The organism is Pseudoalteromonas sp. OANN1 (assembly GCF_024124685.1).
Lineage (GTDB): Bacteria > Pseudomonadota > Gammaproteobacteria > Enterobacterales > Alteromonadaceae > Pseudoalteromonas > Pseudoalteromonas piscicida.
In genome coordinates, this window is the sequence record NZ_JAMXSE010000026.1 from 37,666 (window position 1) to 51,526 (window position 13,861).

At 40.5% G+C, this 13,861-nt stretch carries 16 protein-coding genes; 10 read left to right on the plus strand and 6 right to left on the minus strand.

Annotation, left to right across the window (positions count from 1 at the left end; genetic code table 11):
- Positions 1-42: 42 nt before the first annotated feature.
- From NH462_RS18805 to NH462_RS18825, 5 genes are all read left to right on the plus strand, one after another.
- Positions 43-210 carry a hypothetical protein gene (locus tag NH462_RS18805; RefSeq protein ID WP_156150909.1) on the plus strand — a complete coding sequence of 56 codons (168 nt, stop codon included), beginning with the start codon at positions 43-45 and terminating at the stop codon, positions 208-210.
- Positions 207-833, plus strand: coding sequence for a hypothetical protein (locus NH462_RS18810; protein WP_045965562.1), 627 nt, complete (start codon positions 207-209; stop codon positions 831-833). The genes NH462_RS18805 and NH462_RS18810 overlap by 4 nt, the downstream gene beginning before the upstream one ends.
- Positions 834-1,091: 258 nt before the next feature.
- Positions 1,092-1,955 carry a helix-turn-helix transcriptional regulator gene (locus NH462_RS18815; protein WP_253107197.1) on the plus strand — a complete coding sequence of 288 codons (864 nt, stop codon included), beginning with the start codon at positions 1,092-1,094 and terminating at the stop codon, positions 1,953-1,955.
- A 45-nt stretch (positions 1,956-2,000) separates the two neighbouring features.
- Positions 2,001-2,864: a helix-turn-helix transcriptional regulator gene (locus NH462_RS18820; RefSeq protein ID WP_253107199.1), complete on the plus strand. Its 864-nt coding sequence runs from the start codon at positions 2,001-2,003 to the stop codon at positions 2,862-2,864.
- Positions 2,865-2,904: 40 nt separating this feature from the next.
- Positions 2,905-3,783: a helix-turn-helix transcriptional regulator gene (locus NH462_RS18825; RefSeq protein ID WP_253107201.1), complete on the plus strand. Its 879-nt coding sequence runs from the start codon at positions 2,905-2,907 to the stop codon at positions 3,781-3,783.
- Between the two features lie 71 nt (positions 3,784-3,854).
- Here the strand turns inward: NH462_RS18825 and NH462_RS18830 are convergent, their stop codons facing one another.
- Together NH462_RS18830 and NH462_RS18835 are read right to left on the minus strand one after the other, a co-directional pair.
- Positions 3,855-4,442, minus strand: a complete 588-nt coding sequence (locus NH462_RS18830; protein WP_253107203.1) for a Fic family protein — start codon at positions 4,440-4,442, stop codon at positions 3,855-3,857.
- Positions 4,432-4,587 carry a hypothetical protein gene (locus NH462_RS18835; protein ID WP_171039512.1) on the minus strand — a complete coding sequence of 52 codons (156 nt, stop codon included), beginning with the start codon at positions 4,585-4,587 and terminating at the stop codon, positions 4,432-4,434. Before NH462_RS18835 ends, NH462_RS18830 begins: the two co-directional genes overlap by 11 nt.
- Positions 4,588-4,818: 231 nt before the next feature.
- Here NH462_RS18835 and NH462_RS18840 point away from each other — a divergent pair, with 231 nt between their 5' ends.
- On the plus strand, positions 4,819-5,319 hold the full coding sequence (locus tag NH462_RS18840) for a hypothetical protein (RefSeq protein ID WP_253107205.1): 501 nt from the start codon (positions 4,819-4,821) through the stop codon (positions 5,317-5,319).
- Between the two features lie 146 nt (positions 5,320-5,465).
- Here NH462_RS18840 and NH462_RS18845 read toward each other — a convergent pair whose 3' ends face one another.
- Positions 5,466-5,699 (minus strand): hypothetical protein, encoded by a 234-nt coding sequence (locus NH462_RS18845; RefSeq protein WP_010369844.1) that lies wholly within the window; start codon positions 5,697-5,699, stop codon positions 5,466-5,468.
- An 88-nt stretch (positions 5,700-5,787) separates the two neighbouring features.
- Positions 5,788-6,687 (minus strand): LysR family transcriptional regulator, encoded by a 900-nt coding sequence (locus tag NH462_RS18850; RefSeq protein ID WP_010369842.1) that lies wholly within the window; start codon positions 6,685-6,687, stop codon positions 5,788-5,790.
- Between the two features lie 110 nt (positions 6,688-6,797).
- Here NH462_RS18850 and NH462_RS18855 point away from each other — a divergent pair, with 110 nt between their 5' ends.
- The 3 genes from NH462_RS18855 (at position 6,798) to rsgA (ending at position 10,262) form a co-directional block, all read left to right on the plus strand.
- Complete coding sequence (locus NH462_RS18855) at positions 6,798-7,661, plus strand: type 1 glutamine amidotransferase domain-containing protein (RefSeq protein WP_253107207.1); 864 nt, start codon at positions 6,798-6,800, stop codon at positions 7,659-7,661.
- 10 nt (positions 7,662-7,671) lie between these two features.
- Positions 7,672-8,826 (plus strand): iron-containing alcohol dehydrogenase, encoded by a 1,155-nt coding sequence (locus tag NH462_RS18860; protein WP_253107209.1) that lies wholly within the window; start codon positions 7,672-7,674, stop codon positions 8,824-8,826.
- 392 nt (positions 8,827-9,218) lie between these two features.
- Positions 9,219-10,262, plus strand: coding sequence for a ribosome small subunit-dependent GTPase A (gene rsgA, locus NH462_RS18865; RefSeq protein WP_253107211.1), 1,044 nt, complete (start codon positions 9,219-9,221; stop codon positions 10,260-10,262).
- A 174-nt stretch (positions 10,263-10,436) separates the two neighbouring features.
- On the opposite strand, the gene NH462_RS18870 is transcribed toward rsgA, so the two are convergent.
- Positions 10,437-11,192, minus strand: coding sequence for a hypothetical protein (locus NH462_RS18870; RefSeq protein ID WP_045965579.1), 756 nt, complete (start codon positions 11,190-11,192; stop codon positions 10,437-10,439).
- A gap of 436 nt (positions 11,193-11,628) precedes the next feature.
- Between NH462_RS18870 and NH462_RS18875 the strand changes: the two genes are divergently transcribed.
- Complete coding sequence (locus tag NH462_RS18875) at positions 11,629-12,813, plus strand: serine hydrolase domain-containing protein (protein WP_253107214.1); 1,185 nt, start codon at positions 11,629-11,631, stop codon at positions 12,811-12,813.
- A 67-nt stretch (positions 12,814-12,880) separates the two neighbouring features.
- Here the strand turns inward: NH462_RS18875 and NH462_RS18880 are convergent, their stop codons facing one another.
- Complete coding sequence (locus tag NH462_RS18880; protein ID WP_253107215.1) at positions 12,881-13,852, minus strand: transposase; 972 nt, start codon at positions 13,850-13,852, stop codon at positions 12,881-12,883.
- Between the last annotated feature and the right edge of the window lie 9 nt (positions 13,853-13,861).

A 13,861-nucleotide genomic window follows, 5' to 3' on the forward strand; every position in this document is an offset into this window, starting at 1 on the left:
GGAAGCCTCATCACTAGAAAAGTCGAATTGTTGAGGTGTATTTTGAAAAGTTTATATAGCCTGATGTTGCCAACGAGTCAAAAGAAGCCCACATATAAAACTCTTTGTCGCTCGGTTTGTGAGCAAATCTATGGTGGCACGGGTTACGGTAAAGGGGATGGTGCCAAGCCACAGGCAACTGAAAAACCTGAAAGTGAGGTAGGTGCATGAAAAGTTTGTTTAATTTAGCTTTGTTAACGAGTATTGCAGCTGCACTATCGATTACTTTTATTAATACCTCTTTGATAGAGCTAGCAGTACCCATAGCTCTGATTATTTTAGTTTTTATGTCTAAAAATGATCATAACAGTCAGATGCTTACGCTTTGTTTTGCCTTCGTGTTTGTAATAACTTCAGTTGCCATGTATGTGTTAGATGCAGTAATTAAACCAGCAGAACCTAATGTGTTTTATCAGAACATTTATGCTTTCTTGATAAATCTATCATTGAGTTTAATCTTGCTTTTTCTACTCAAGCATAGAATGACAGTTGCTGTATTACTCACACGCGGCAAATCAGCTTCTGTATTTGAGAAAAATTATGCTGAAGGTCCACTTTATTTACTGGTTTTGTTTCTTGTGTTCGTAGACCTGATGGCTTTGTTAGAAAACTTTATCCGTAACCTTGAGCATATCGGCGTAAACGAGGAAACGGCGAAGATTTTCTGGGAGTGGACTTTCTTTTATGATTACTTTGAATACCTCAAAGCAGTACCTATTTTCTTGTGCGTTGCACTTTTATACGTTGGATTGATTGTCCGGACTAGAAGACAACCAATCCAAAGCCAACCTTAAACCCAAGGAAGCGCAGTATCCTCACTTGTCGTGATACTGCGTTTTAGTATTTGTAACTGAGATGAAATTTACTATTTAAGAACAAGAATTTTTAATTTTCCTTGTTTGTAATTTCGATTCAATATTGTTCGCTTCTCTCAATCCTAAGATATGAACCGCTTAATCATAAACTGCCCTGAACATTTACTTGTCTTTATATTAAACAAAATGTAATGTTTGGGTTAATTTGGTGTTTTGATTAAAGGGAAAAACGGGGCGATGCAAACGCCAGAAGAGTACGAAGTAAGTCAGCGCATAGGGCTATTAATAAAGGGTCTTAAGCATAAACGCGGGATGTCACGAGAAGATATATGCCGCCACCTCGGGATTGGCATGCGAACGTTAGACAACTACCTCAATGGTGTTAGCTCTTTTAAGCTTGGTACGTTAATGAAGTTTGCCGATCTTTGCAGAGTTAAACTCGCCGATATTTTAGATGATACCGAAGCGCTCTCACGACTGTATCCAGACAATATGAAGGACAAAGGGAGTATTCTTACACTGCTTTTTGGTTCTCTTGCAACGGCAATGCTTTTTGAATCAATCACTTTGTTTTTGTTAATTATATTGCTTTGCTATTCATACAAAGATAAAAACAATCAATGCATGGTCGCAATTTTTGTAGTGATCTATGCATTAAGTAATGCATTTGGTTACTGGCTTAAATACGTTGTTTTTCCCGTTGCTGCTAATTACTTCATTCAAAATGTATACGCTTTTTCAATAAACTTGGCACTAAGTTTATTTTTGCTCTTTTTAATTAAATATAGAATGAAATTTGCGGTGCTTATTACGCGAGGAAGGTCTTCCGAAGTATTTGAGAAGAGCCTTGTTGAAGCTCCACTTTACTTCCTTGCTCTGATCCTAGCCGTTGTTGATTTTTGTGCGCTAATAGAGAATTTTATTCGCAATTTAGATCGATTAGGAATGGATGAAGAGAAGGTAAAAATATTCTGGGAGTTGACCTTCTTCTATGATTATTATGAATACCTTAAAGCCCCGCTGATGTTGCTTAGTATAGCACTTCTCTATGCAGGAATACTCGCGCGGAAAAGAAATACGCAGCAGCCCCAAAGCGCGTAGTAATAAGTTGATTAGTAAATTACGGGATAAGGAGGTGGCGGGCTGATGCAAACGCCAGAAGAGTACGAAGTAAGCCAGCGCATAGGACTATTAATAAAGGGTCTTAAGCATAAACGCGGGATGTCTCGAGAAGATATATGTCGCCACCTCGGGATTGGCATGCGAACGCTAGACAACTACCTCAATGGCGTTAGCTCTTTTAAGCTTGGTACGTTAATGAAGTTTGCTGACCTCTGCAGAGTCAAGCTTGCCGATATTTTAGATGATACCGAAGCACTCTCACGACTATATCCGGACAATATGAAGGACAAAGGGAGTATTCTAGCCTTGCTAATGACTACGGTAGTAAGTGCTACAGTTTTTGAGCCGATCACCTGTATTTTACTTTTTGTCTTAGTTTATTTATGTAAAGAAGATCAAAATAGCTTATCGCTAACTTTGATTTTTGCTGTTGTGCTTTCACTAGATGCAGTAATGGTATTTTACTTAAAAAATATTGTTTTTCCGGTGGTTGAAAGCTATTACATCGAGAATATTTATGCCTACGGTGGTCAGTTAATCTCAAGCCTACTGCTGTTATTTCTGCTCAAGTATCGAATGTCACTTTCAGTTTTTTTCACACGTGGTAAATCAGCCTCGGTATTCGAGAAAAATTACGCGGAAGGGCCATTATATTTCTTAGCTATAACGTTAGTGTTTATAGACTTCTTTGCATTGATGGAAAACTTTCTTCGTAATTTAGAGCGCCTAGGTGTGGATGAGGAAGCTGCTAAAATATTCTGGGAAGTTACGTTCTTTTTTGACCACTTTGCGTATCTAAAAGCTTTTCCGACACTATTGTGCATCACTCTGTTGTATATTGGATTGCTCGCACGTAAGAAGAGCCACCAGCAGCTATCATACTTTTAATAACAATAATTAATTATTAGATTCAGGAAATGGTAGGTCGATGCAAACGCCAGAAGAGTACGAAGTAAGCCAGCGCATAGGGCTATTGATAAAGGGCCTCAAGCATAAACGCGGGATGTCACGAGAAGATATATGCCGCCACCTCGGGATTGGCATGCGAACGCTAGACAACTATCTCAATGGTGTTAGTTCCTTCAAGCTTGGTACGTTAATGAAGTTTGCTGACTTATGTAGAGTCAAACTCGCTGATATTTTAGATGATACCGAAGCGCTCTCACGACTGTATCCAGACAATATGAAGGACAAAGGCAGTATTCTTACGCTAATCTTGGGATCGGCTTTTGGCGTAATTATTTTTGAATCTACTTTATTTATCTTATTATTGGTTTTGTTCTTTTACTCTTACAAAGACAAAAATAGTCAGCTGTTGACGCTTTGCTTTGTAGTAGTATTTTTGTGTTCAACGGTAGCTGTTTATGCGCTGGTAAATGTTATTTTCCCAATTCTTGATAGTGGATATCATAAGAATATCTGTGCGTTCACCATTCAATTTTCGCTCAGCCTTTTATTACTCTTTTTGCTAAAACATCGGATGGCTTTTGCGGTGTTGCTTACCCGAGGAAGAAGTGCCTCTGTGTTTGAAAAAAACTATGCGGAGGGGCCATTACATTTCTTAGTTTTGACCTTAGCGTTAATAGATTTTTTTGCGTTAATGGAGAACTTTCTGCGCAATCTGGAGCATTTAGGTATAAACGAAGAAACCGCAAAGGTGTTCTGGGAAGTAACCTTTTTTTATGACTATTTTGCTTACTTAAAATCAGTGCCTATGTTGCTGTGTGTCGCGGTACTTTATATCGGGTTTATAGCTCGAAGAAATGCTCCGCTACAAGTTGGGTATCTTGAGTCAGCACCAAAATAGGGCTGTTAACATATCGTGCTGTATGTGGATTAGCACTCGCTACAATTAAGGCATTAAACGTATGGGGTAAGCTATCTCGTCGCGAGTGTTAGGATGGTGTTTAGTGGATTTAAATTACCGTAATAGCCATCTATATTTGCTTGAACCCATTCATCTTTTGATATGTCTGGCCAATTGACAGAAAAGCCTAAGAAAAATAGTAGCTCTTCAAAGAAAAAACGTTGAGTTCTACCATTGCCCTCTCTAAAGGGATGAATAATATTTAATTCACAGTAGATATCTGCAAGCTGGGCTAAGATTTCTGGTTTAGCTGCGTTTATATCCAATGTTTCAATTTGCTGGAACTGCTTTTGTACTTCAACATTGATTCGTGAACAAGTACAAAACCGAGTTTCCCCTTTGGAAATGTCAACAGTTCTAATCTCACCAGCCCAATCATATACATCTTGAAATAAATACCAGTGGAGATGTCGTAAATGATTTAAACTAAATTGGTGGAGGGATTTGATTTTAGAAGAGTATTTACTATATCTAAAGGCGGTAAACGCTAGCTCAGCTTCCGCTAACTCATTTGCATCTGTAATATTAAGCTTATTAACTAGTACGTCAGATTTTGTATAACAATAACTATCCTGAGCAACGCCGTATTTATCTCGCATATTTTGCTTTTAAATCAGCAATTGATCTGCTCAAGCTCTCTTGTTTAAAACTTAGACCTTCGTATTTAGCGCTTATTTCAAAGTTGCTCATTTTAGGTATAAATGTTTGAACATTTTTTGCTTTTTTCACCGAAGTAACAGCCATAAATCCACCTCTTGTCTGACTTCTTAAGTATAACTTAGCACTATAGTTATGCCAATAGTTCAAAACAGCCCGCTTCTTTTACTTACACCCTAGCTTAGCGTATATGAAGCACCATTCGACTTTGATAGTTTGATATGATATTTGACAATTAATGATGACTTAGGCTCTTTGCAAAGCTAGCTTCCTGTGTGGGTCACTTTGTCTATGTGCCTAAAAAACTCAGAGGACAACATGTCTAATAAAAGTCTTAGTGCTCGAATTCTTGCCTATAAAATGGCATTTGCAAGTGGCGAACTGCAGAGAACCTATAAGGATCTCGTCTCTATTGTTCAAAGTCTCAGAGCTGAATTCAGTAAGCAGTATAAAGGCCAGTTTACAGTCGCAAACGTGTTACACGGATATATTGACTTTACATACTTTTATCTACAAAACGATTACCTTAAAAAACACAAACTCAAATTGGCAGTAGTGTTGAACCATCAAGAGGTGCAATTCGAACTTTGGCTCCTTGGGCAAACAAAGGATGTTCAAATTGAATATTGGACAAAGTTACAGGGTATCAAATGGGTGAATCAAGAGGTTATGCCTGAGTGGTCAATCTTTGAAATTTTAATGCTTGCTGACCCTGATTTCGACAATGTAAAAGCGCTATCTGAGCGGATCCACGGTGTGTTTGCAGAACTGTCTGAGGAGATATTTGCTACATTGAAGGCCTATCAGCAGCACACATAATATTATGATTTTTCGCAGGTTATCTGCGCCGTAAAGCTTAAGTTGCTAATTTCTTTTCAAACTTTAACTCTATTTCTAGCGAAAAAAAGAGTGCTAGTAGTAGCACTCTTGTCAATGCAAAACTCAACAGCAATAACCTTTAGTTGCTAGTCCATGCTTGGGGCACTGGAGTACACCAACTCAATTAGGTTATTCATCGTTCTTGATTTTTGCATATAAGCTTTTTCCATATGGGCAAGCTCTTGTAGTTCAAATAAGGTCGTTTCTACGAGTGCCAGCCATTTTTCTGTGGTGTCTGGTACCGCTTCACTTTGCTTTGTTGCTTTTTTTAGTGCGTCGTAATAAATAGTTAAGTCACGATATTGGCTTTGATAGTCCATTGTTGTTCCAACCCGTCTCTTTTAATTTACAGCAAAGTAACAGGAATTCTCAGCAGAAATCTGCGGAAAATAATTTTTTTACAACTTTTTAATTCGAAAGATAATTAATATTAGCAAAGGCGGAGATCACATCTTTCGCAAAAGCAATGCGAGGGTGTTTTAACGCGCCCTTTTTCCATACCAAATAGATGTTGTTTTCAGGGCCTACGGGGCCAAGTTGGATCAGTTCACCTGCTTTTATGAGATCTCGGCAGAGATAATCGGGGAGGACGGAGTAACCTATTCCAGAGCGAATAATGTTAGCAATTGCTCTAATGTCTGGACAAATAGCGATGACGTTAGAGTTGCAGCTCGCATTAAATACACGGTCAAAGTATTGTCTAACCAAAGGTAAGTCTTGATCGTACGTGACGACATTATAGCTTGAGAGTAAGTCGGCGGTAATATCGCTGTCTTGAATTTCTCTGCCCTCTAAACGGTTCATCACTAGCCACAATTGCTCTTTGTCTAGAACGAGATAGTCAAAGGTTGTGGGATCTGGCGCAGAGGCGGCAATGGCGATGTCTGCGGTGTCGTTTATTAGTGCGTCGAAAATGTTAATTTTATTGCCAATATGAAGTACCACGTTAATGTTGCCCGCTTGCAATAAGTTGGCGATTTGTGGACCGGAGACAAAGCTTAAATACTCCGCGGGGCCAGCAATATTTAGTGTGCCAAACACCGCATTGGAGCGCGCTCTAATTGAGGTGATCTTCTGCTCTAAAATATCGATATGACCAGATACCTGCAGCGCTAAGTCATGTGCCGTTGGCGTCGGCTTCACGCCTCTTGCTTGGCGTTCAAACAGGGCTTTTCCTACTACTGCTTCCATGGTTTGAATATGTGCCGTGACAGCCGGCTGCGACATCCCCAAATTAGCTGCAGCCTTGGTGATATTTTTGCAGCGGTATACTTCCACAAAGGTTTTTAGTTGGGTGAGATGAGACATAAAACACTTGAGCCATAAATATTCTGATTGCTCTTGCCAATTTATCCGAATTCTCCTGCGCCTGCAAATCGCCTAAACTCGTCGATATTGAACTGGTATGAGGAGCCGGGATGAAAAAGGGTATAGTGAATACGTTGGTGTGGGTGTCATCGTTATTGGGTGCAGCACTTACGCTTAGCGCTCATGCAAGTGAAGGTGAGGTATTAGTGTTACTTTCGAGCGAAACCTCGATGGAACTTGCCAGTGGTGAGACAATAGAAACAGGTTACTACCTCAATGAGTTCGGTATACCTGCAAAGGCGTTGGTGGATGCTGGATATAAACTGGTATTAGCAACACCAAAAGGCAATGCCCCTGCTGTTGATCAAAAATCAGTGACGGTTGATTACTTTGGCGGTGATGAGACTAAATTACAAAGCATCAAAAAATTTATTGCTAACCTGCCAGATATTAATGATACCGCAAGTTTTAGCGAGATCCTTGCAGCGGGGTTAGACGAATTTGATGCGGTATTTATTCCAGGCGGACACGCACCGTTAATTGATTTGGCGAATAATCCGCAGGTGGGTGAAATTTTGCGCCATTTTAACCGTGAGAATAAACCAACAGCCGCGATTTGCCATGGCCCGATTACGTTGCTTTCGGCACAAAGTGAACCAAAAGCGTATTATAAGAGTTTAACAACACCGTCACCTGTTCAAGCGAAAAACTGGATTTATGACGGATATCAAATGACGATATTTTCGAACCCAGAAGAACAAGTATTTGAAAGCACGTTAAATGGCGAAAAGCTCAACTTTTACCCAGCAGCAGCTATGTCTCAGGCTGGAGGAAAAATGCAGTTTGCAAATGCATGGCAGCCAAAAGTGGTTGTTGATAGAGAGCTAATTACAGGGCAAAACCCGTTTTCAGACACATTACTAGCAGAAAAGCTGCTAGAAATGTTAGCGAAAGAACCGAATATTAAACAGTAAGGAATTGAACATGCTTAATTTTGTATTTAAAAATCAAACCGAAATTCTTTTTGGTAAAGGCCAAATGAGTGAAATCACCTCACGTTTACCAGAGGCTGCAAAGGTGCTGCTACTGTACGGCGGTGGTTCGATTAAAAACAATGGCGTATACGACCAAGCCATGAGCGCATTGACAGGTGTTGAGGTTGTGGAATTTGGTGGCGTGGAGCCAAACCCAACATACGAAACGCTAATGCAAGCGGTCGCGACGGCAAAGCAAAATGATGTGAACTTTATTCTTGCGGTTGGTGGCGGCAGTGTGATTGACGGCGCAAAGTTTGTGGCGGCAGCTTTTAATTTTGACGGTGAGCCTTGGGACATTTTGGTAAAAGGCGCAAGCTTTAGCAACCCATTGCCGATTGGTGCTGTGCTTACTTTACCTGCGACTGGCTCTGAGAGTAACGGCAACTCAGTGGTTACTAAAAAGGCAACCTCGCAAAAGCGTGCGTTTTCGTCACCAACAGTGCAGCCGCAGTTTGCGGTACTTGACCCAGAATACACCTATTCACTGCCGCCTCGCCAAGTGAGTAATGGGGTAGTGGATGCGTTTGTTCACGTGATTGAGCAGTATTTAACGTATCCAGTAAATGCGCCACTGCAAGACAGATTCGCAGAAGGTATTTTACAAACGCTTATCAGCGAAGGACCAAAGGCGTTAAGCGAGCCTAACAATTATGATGTAAGGGCAAACGTTATGTGGTCTGCAACTATGGCGCTAAATGGCCTTATTGGTCAAGGCGTACCACAGGATTGGTCAACGCATATGATTGGTCACGAGCTAACGGCGTTGTATAACCTTGACCACGCGCAAACGCTTGCGATTGTATTACCTGCGGTGATGTATGTGCAACGAGACAAAAAAGCCGAGAAAATCAAGCAACTTGGTGAGCGTGTATTCGGTATTACAGCCGCTGACGAAGCACAGCAGATTGACCAAACGATAAAAGCAGTTCAAGACTTTTTTGAGTCGATGGCGGTGCAAACGCGTTTAGCTGATTATCAATTAGACGAAAAAGTAGTACAAGAAGTTATCGCTAATCTAGAAAAGAACGGCATGACGGCGCTAGGTGAGCACGGCGATATTGATTTAGCGAAGGCGAAAGAGATTTTAATGCTGGCGTTGTAAGCTTATTAAAATCACAAGAGCAGGCGGATCAGCGTCTGCTCTTATTTTAGCCCAGATAACATACAAAAAAATTGCGTGATTGATATCGCTTTAAACACAAAACTTTTATCTATTATTGAAATTAGTTGCGTGAAATACTTGGTTTACCTCGCCTATCTTCAGTGCTAATCTACGGCGGTATTCAAAAAAGTTTAAGGAGAATTTGATGATTGTTTTATTGAGCCACCCGGTAAAAGTTGTAGCTAGGTGTGATTAGTAGACTCTAACTTTCGTCTCTTCTAAATTCTTACTCCTTTTACCCGGTGTGATGCCTAACAGGCTTCTCCGGGGTCAATGATATTCATTAACCCTGCTTGATTTTTGCAGTCTTTCTGCATTTTTGAGATTTTATAATGAATACATCTTATTCGCCAACACAGCTTGGTTGGCAAGCATTTTTTCAACAGCAACTGACACTAACAGAATTGGAATCATCAAATCTTGGCCGCGTGATAGCGCACCACAGAAGTAATTATTTAATCCAGTTGCAATCTCGGCAAATTTCTTTAGCTACTCATGTATCACTGCCTAGTATGACGGTTGGTGATTGGGTTTTGTTAGATGAAAATTATCAATTTATTAGGCTATTATCCCGCAAATCGGTTATTTCAAGGAAAGCTGCTGGCAGTAAAGTCGCGGAGCAATTGATAGCCGCAAATATCGATTGCCTGTTTATTGTTTGCTCGCTAAATCGGGATTTTAATCTAAACCGGATCGAACGTTACTTAGCACTGGCTAATGAAGCGCAAGTGGAGCCAATTGTTGTTTTGACTAAGAAGGATTTGGTTGACGGTTGGCAACAGCAAGTACAACTCGTTCAGGAGTTGGACCCATTTTTGACAGTCGAAGCGATAAATGCGTTGGAGCAGAGCTCCGTTGAGTGTCTAAAAGCTTGGTGTAGCACGGGAAAAACGTTGTCATTTGTAGGTTCATCTGGTGTGGGTAAGTCCAGCTTGGTGAACACACTGTTAGGGTGTAAAGAGCAGCTCACTGGTTCAATCCGTGAAGATGATGCAAAAGGGCGGCACACGACAACCGCTCGCTCGTTACATTTTATGGGCAATGGCTCAGTGTTGCTCGATACGCCAGGAATGAGGGAGATCCAACTAGCCGACTGCGAACAAGGGGTCAGTAAAACATTTGCTGAAATTGAAGTGTTAGAAAGTGCCTGCCGTTTCAGTGATTGTTCGCATCAAAATGAGCCCGGATGTGCTGTTCAGCAAGCGATAGAGAATGGAGAGCTTGAAGTTAGGCGCTTCAACAACTTCATAAAACTAAGAAGTGAACATCAAAGAAACAACGCCAGCCTAAAAGATAAGAGAGACAAGGAAAGAGCACTTGCAAAGAAGTATCGTTTTGTACAAAGCGATACTAGAAGACTAAAAAAGGGCTACTGAGCAGTACTAGCTAGTTCTGTTTTATCTTAAACCAAAGTGGACTCGCTCCACTTTGGTTTCGTTTTTCTACGCTAAAGTACGGCTAAAGCGAAAGCGGCTAAAAAGACACCCATTTAAATTTAGAAGAAACAGGGTGAGGCATTTAACGCTGTGACTACTCAAAAGCTATGTAAACTAAAAAGTAAACTCTAGATCTTTAATAACCCTTGATTGGATACCCCTAATTAAACTATTGTCTTTAAGTGCACCAGAAAAGCTGCCTGTTCTAACTCTCTGAACTTCCATATCAAATTCACATGGTTTTGAAGTTGCAATCTGCTCTAGATCTATGAGGCTAGCGCTTTTTGCATTGAATGTATTGCTTGTCGAGTTTCCAAACTGTGTTGAGAAAGAGCCTGTCACTAACCCGCCCGTATTATTCGGGCATGCATAGTTAACGATAAGAGATGTCTCACTCGCTAAGTCTATTCCATCAATATGAATTTCAATATCTTCATCATATCGAAAAGTTTTCTCTGCTTCGGGGGTAAGTATCAGGAAGCCTAAGGGAAGCTCAACTGACGCTGAAGCATTTTCTTCCTTCTTCCGATTTAACTGGATAGTATATAGGCTGTTACCAGTTACAACAGAGGATCTGCCCTCGTAATCAATATCTAGAATGTCAGTATCTTTAATCAATTGGATCGTCTGACCATTTACGATCGCTCTTAGTGTATCGCCTTCGCTTAAATTTACATTAGAGCCGAACGAGTCCCCAACATTTAACTCGGCCACAATTCGGGCTCTTTCTCCATTTGAATTTATTGATATATCCGCACTAATTGCGTTTGTTTTCAACAGATCAGATTCTGTTTCAGATGTGCAGGCCGTGAGAAATGTGCTGATACTGGCTACTGTTATAGGTAGTAGATAAAGTTTAGATGGTTTCATTTTTTACCCGTGATTCATTTAAAAACAGATTCTCCAATTTAGAAACATAGATTGCAAGTTAAAAAATGTAATGGGATTGTACGGTATAAGGAAACAGTCAGTGTTAATAGCTGGAGTTATTTAACAACTTTTCAGTGCATTAATGCTATTCCTGTTTATGATTCACGGCTTTTGCCGTAGCTGCTCAATGCGCTGCTCAAAACTTGGGTGTGTGCTTATCCAACTATGTTGCTCATCGCTTCTCGGAGAGAGAATGTTAAAAAGACACCCATTTTTAAACGGTGACGCTAAAGTGGGTGTCTGCATATGCCAACAATACAGGCGATAGAGTTAGTTTGATGTTTGAAACTTAATTGTCGTCAAAGCAAACTTTTTAAGACCTCAATACGACAATAATATTTTAGCGTTTGAATATTAAGGCTGATATATGAGAGTCATGAAAATCACACTGGTGGCAGCTCTGGTTACTGTGGTGAGTTGTGCAGAACAAAAGTTGAAAGCTGTAGCACCAGATTATGTAAATAAACAACGAGTGTTCGAGCAGAGTATTCGCGAAATTAATGATAGCGGAGTGAGTAGTGAAACAGCGAGTACACTTCAATCCAGAATGAGCACATACCGCGTCCCTGCGGTTAGCATTACAGTTTTTGATAATAATCATATTCTTTGGTCGAAAGGTTACGGCGTTACAGATGAGTACTCAAAAGTGAATGTAACGCCGGATACGCTGTTTCAGGCTGCTTCTATTTCTAAAGCTGTAACGAGCTTTGGTGCTTTTAAGATGATAGAGCTAGGTCGTTTTGGACTACATGAAGATGTAAACAGTAAGCTTACACGCTGGCAGGTCCCCAATAATAAATTTACTAAAGAAAATAAAGTGACACCCAGTCGAATTATGAGTCACACTTCAGGGCTCAATGTACAAGGGTTCGCTGGTTATGGCAGAAACCAAAAAACTCCTTCGCTCGTACAGGTTTTACAAGGGAGTGAGTTGAGTAATTCCCCATCAGTTAGAGTGTTTCAAACACCAGGGAAGTCTGAGTTTTATTCAGGTGGTGGCATGACAGTTTTGCAACTGTTGATGGAAGATAGTAGTGGGCTGCCATTCTCTGAGTTATTGGAAAAGCAGGTATTAAAGCCCCTAAACATGAATAACAGCTCTTTTAAGCTAGCGTCGCTGAATCTGCCTCAATATAGAGTTGCTAAAGGTCATGATTTACAAGCAAATATGATCGCTGGAGGTTATCGGCTATATCCTGAAAAGGCAGCTGCGGGGTTATGGAGTACTCCTTCTGATTTAGCATTATTTATGATTGCTCTAGGTAAGTCCTATCGTGGTGATGACGAAAGCTTATTATCTCCACATCTTGCGAAAGTCATGCTTACTAGAGTTCCCGGTGCTGGTGGCACAGGAATAGGACTCGATGGAGAAGGTAACGCTTATAGATTTAGACATAGTGGTGGGAATGCTGGGTATACTTGTTATGCCGTGTCTTTTGCTAGTGTTGGCCGAGGTTTTGTCGTTATGACAAACTCAGACAATGGCTTTCAATTAATCCATGAAATCTCTAGAGCCATTTCTGAAGTTTATGATTGGCCTGCATTATGGATGCATGAATAAGCAAACTATGTTGCTTCTCGCTAAGGCGCAATTGGTCTAGGTTCTCAATTATCAATTGATTTGATGATTAACCAAAAAGTACTACGCAATTGGATATATTTGAACGCCGTTGAATTGAGAGTGAATCACAATATTTTTGCTTTGCTGCTGAGTTACCAGCAGCTCCATGGATCACAGTACTAAATTGTGTTGTCAGGGTTATCCAGTTCTTAGAGGTTAGATTTAACCTGTCTAAAATCGGTTGTTTGTTTTTAATGTAACCTATTTTGTCACTTCTTATGCAACGCCCTGTGAGTTCGACCAGTTCGATATATGATGACAGCTCAAGCGGTATACCTTTAGGCATATGCTTTCTCGGATTGCCAGCAAATCGGAATAGTGAGCGAGGTTGCTTACCTTGTTTGGCTAATTCAATACGCTTTTTTACACTCGTGTATTTAGATTCTTCAGGTAGCTTAGCTAGGTTAGCGCGAATGGGATTTAGATCAACATAAGCCATGCACGCAGCAAGTGCAGCTTCATCAAGTAGTGCTTGTGATTTGAAGCGCCCCTCCCAAAACCGACCTGTACATTGGTCTTCTCGATTTGCTCGTCGTGCAATATACTCATTAAGAGTTCTCATAAACCAGCTTATACAGGTTATGCGTGATCGATATATATTGATAGTGTTATCAAGTATTGATCTTTCCGCATCTGATAATGGCTCATTACGAATAAACTTATGTGTGAGCCAATTGCCTTTAAACTGCTTGTGCCAGCGAATGATAATAGCTTTGTCAGTTAGACGTTTGGCTTTTTGAATATCAACGTGCAGAACTATATGAGTGTGGTTATTCATAACCGCATATGCACAGACATCAATGCAAAACGTTTTTTTAAGGGCGAGTAGCTTTTCTTCGACCCAATCTCTGCGATGCTCGTAAGAACGCCCAGTGGCTATGTCCTGACCGCAAAGGTAGGCTTGCCTAACGCAGCGAGAAATACAGTGATAATATTTGGTTTCTGATAGACAAATTTGTCGGCAGCGTGCAGTGGCCATATTAGATAC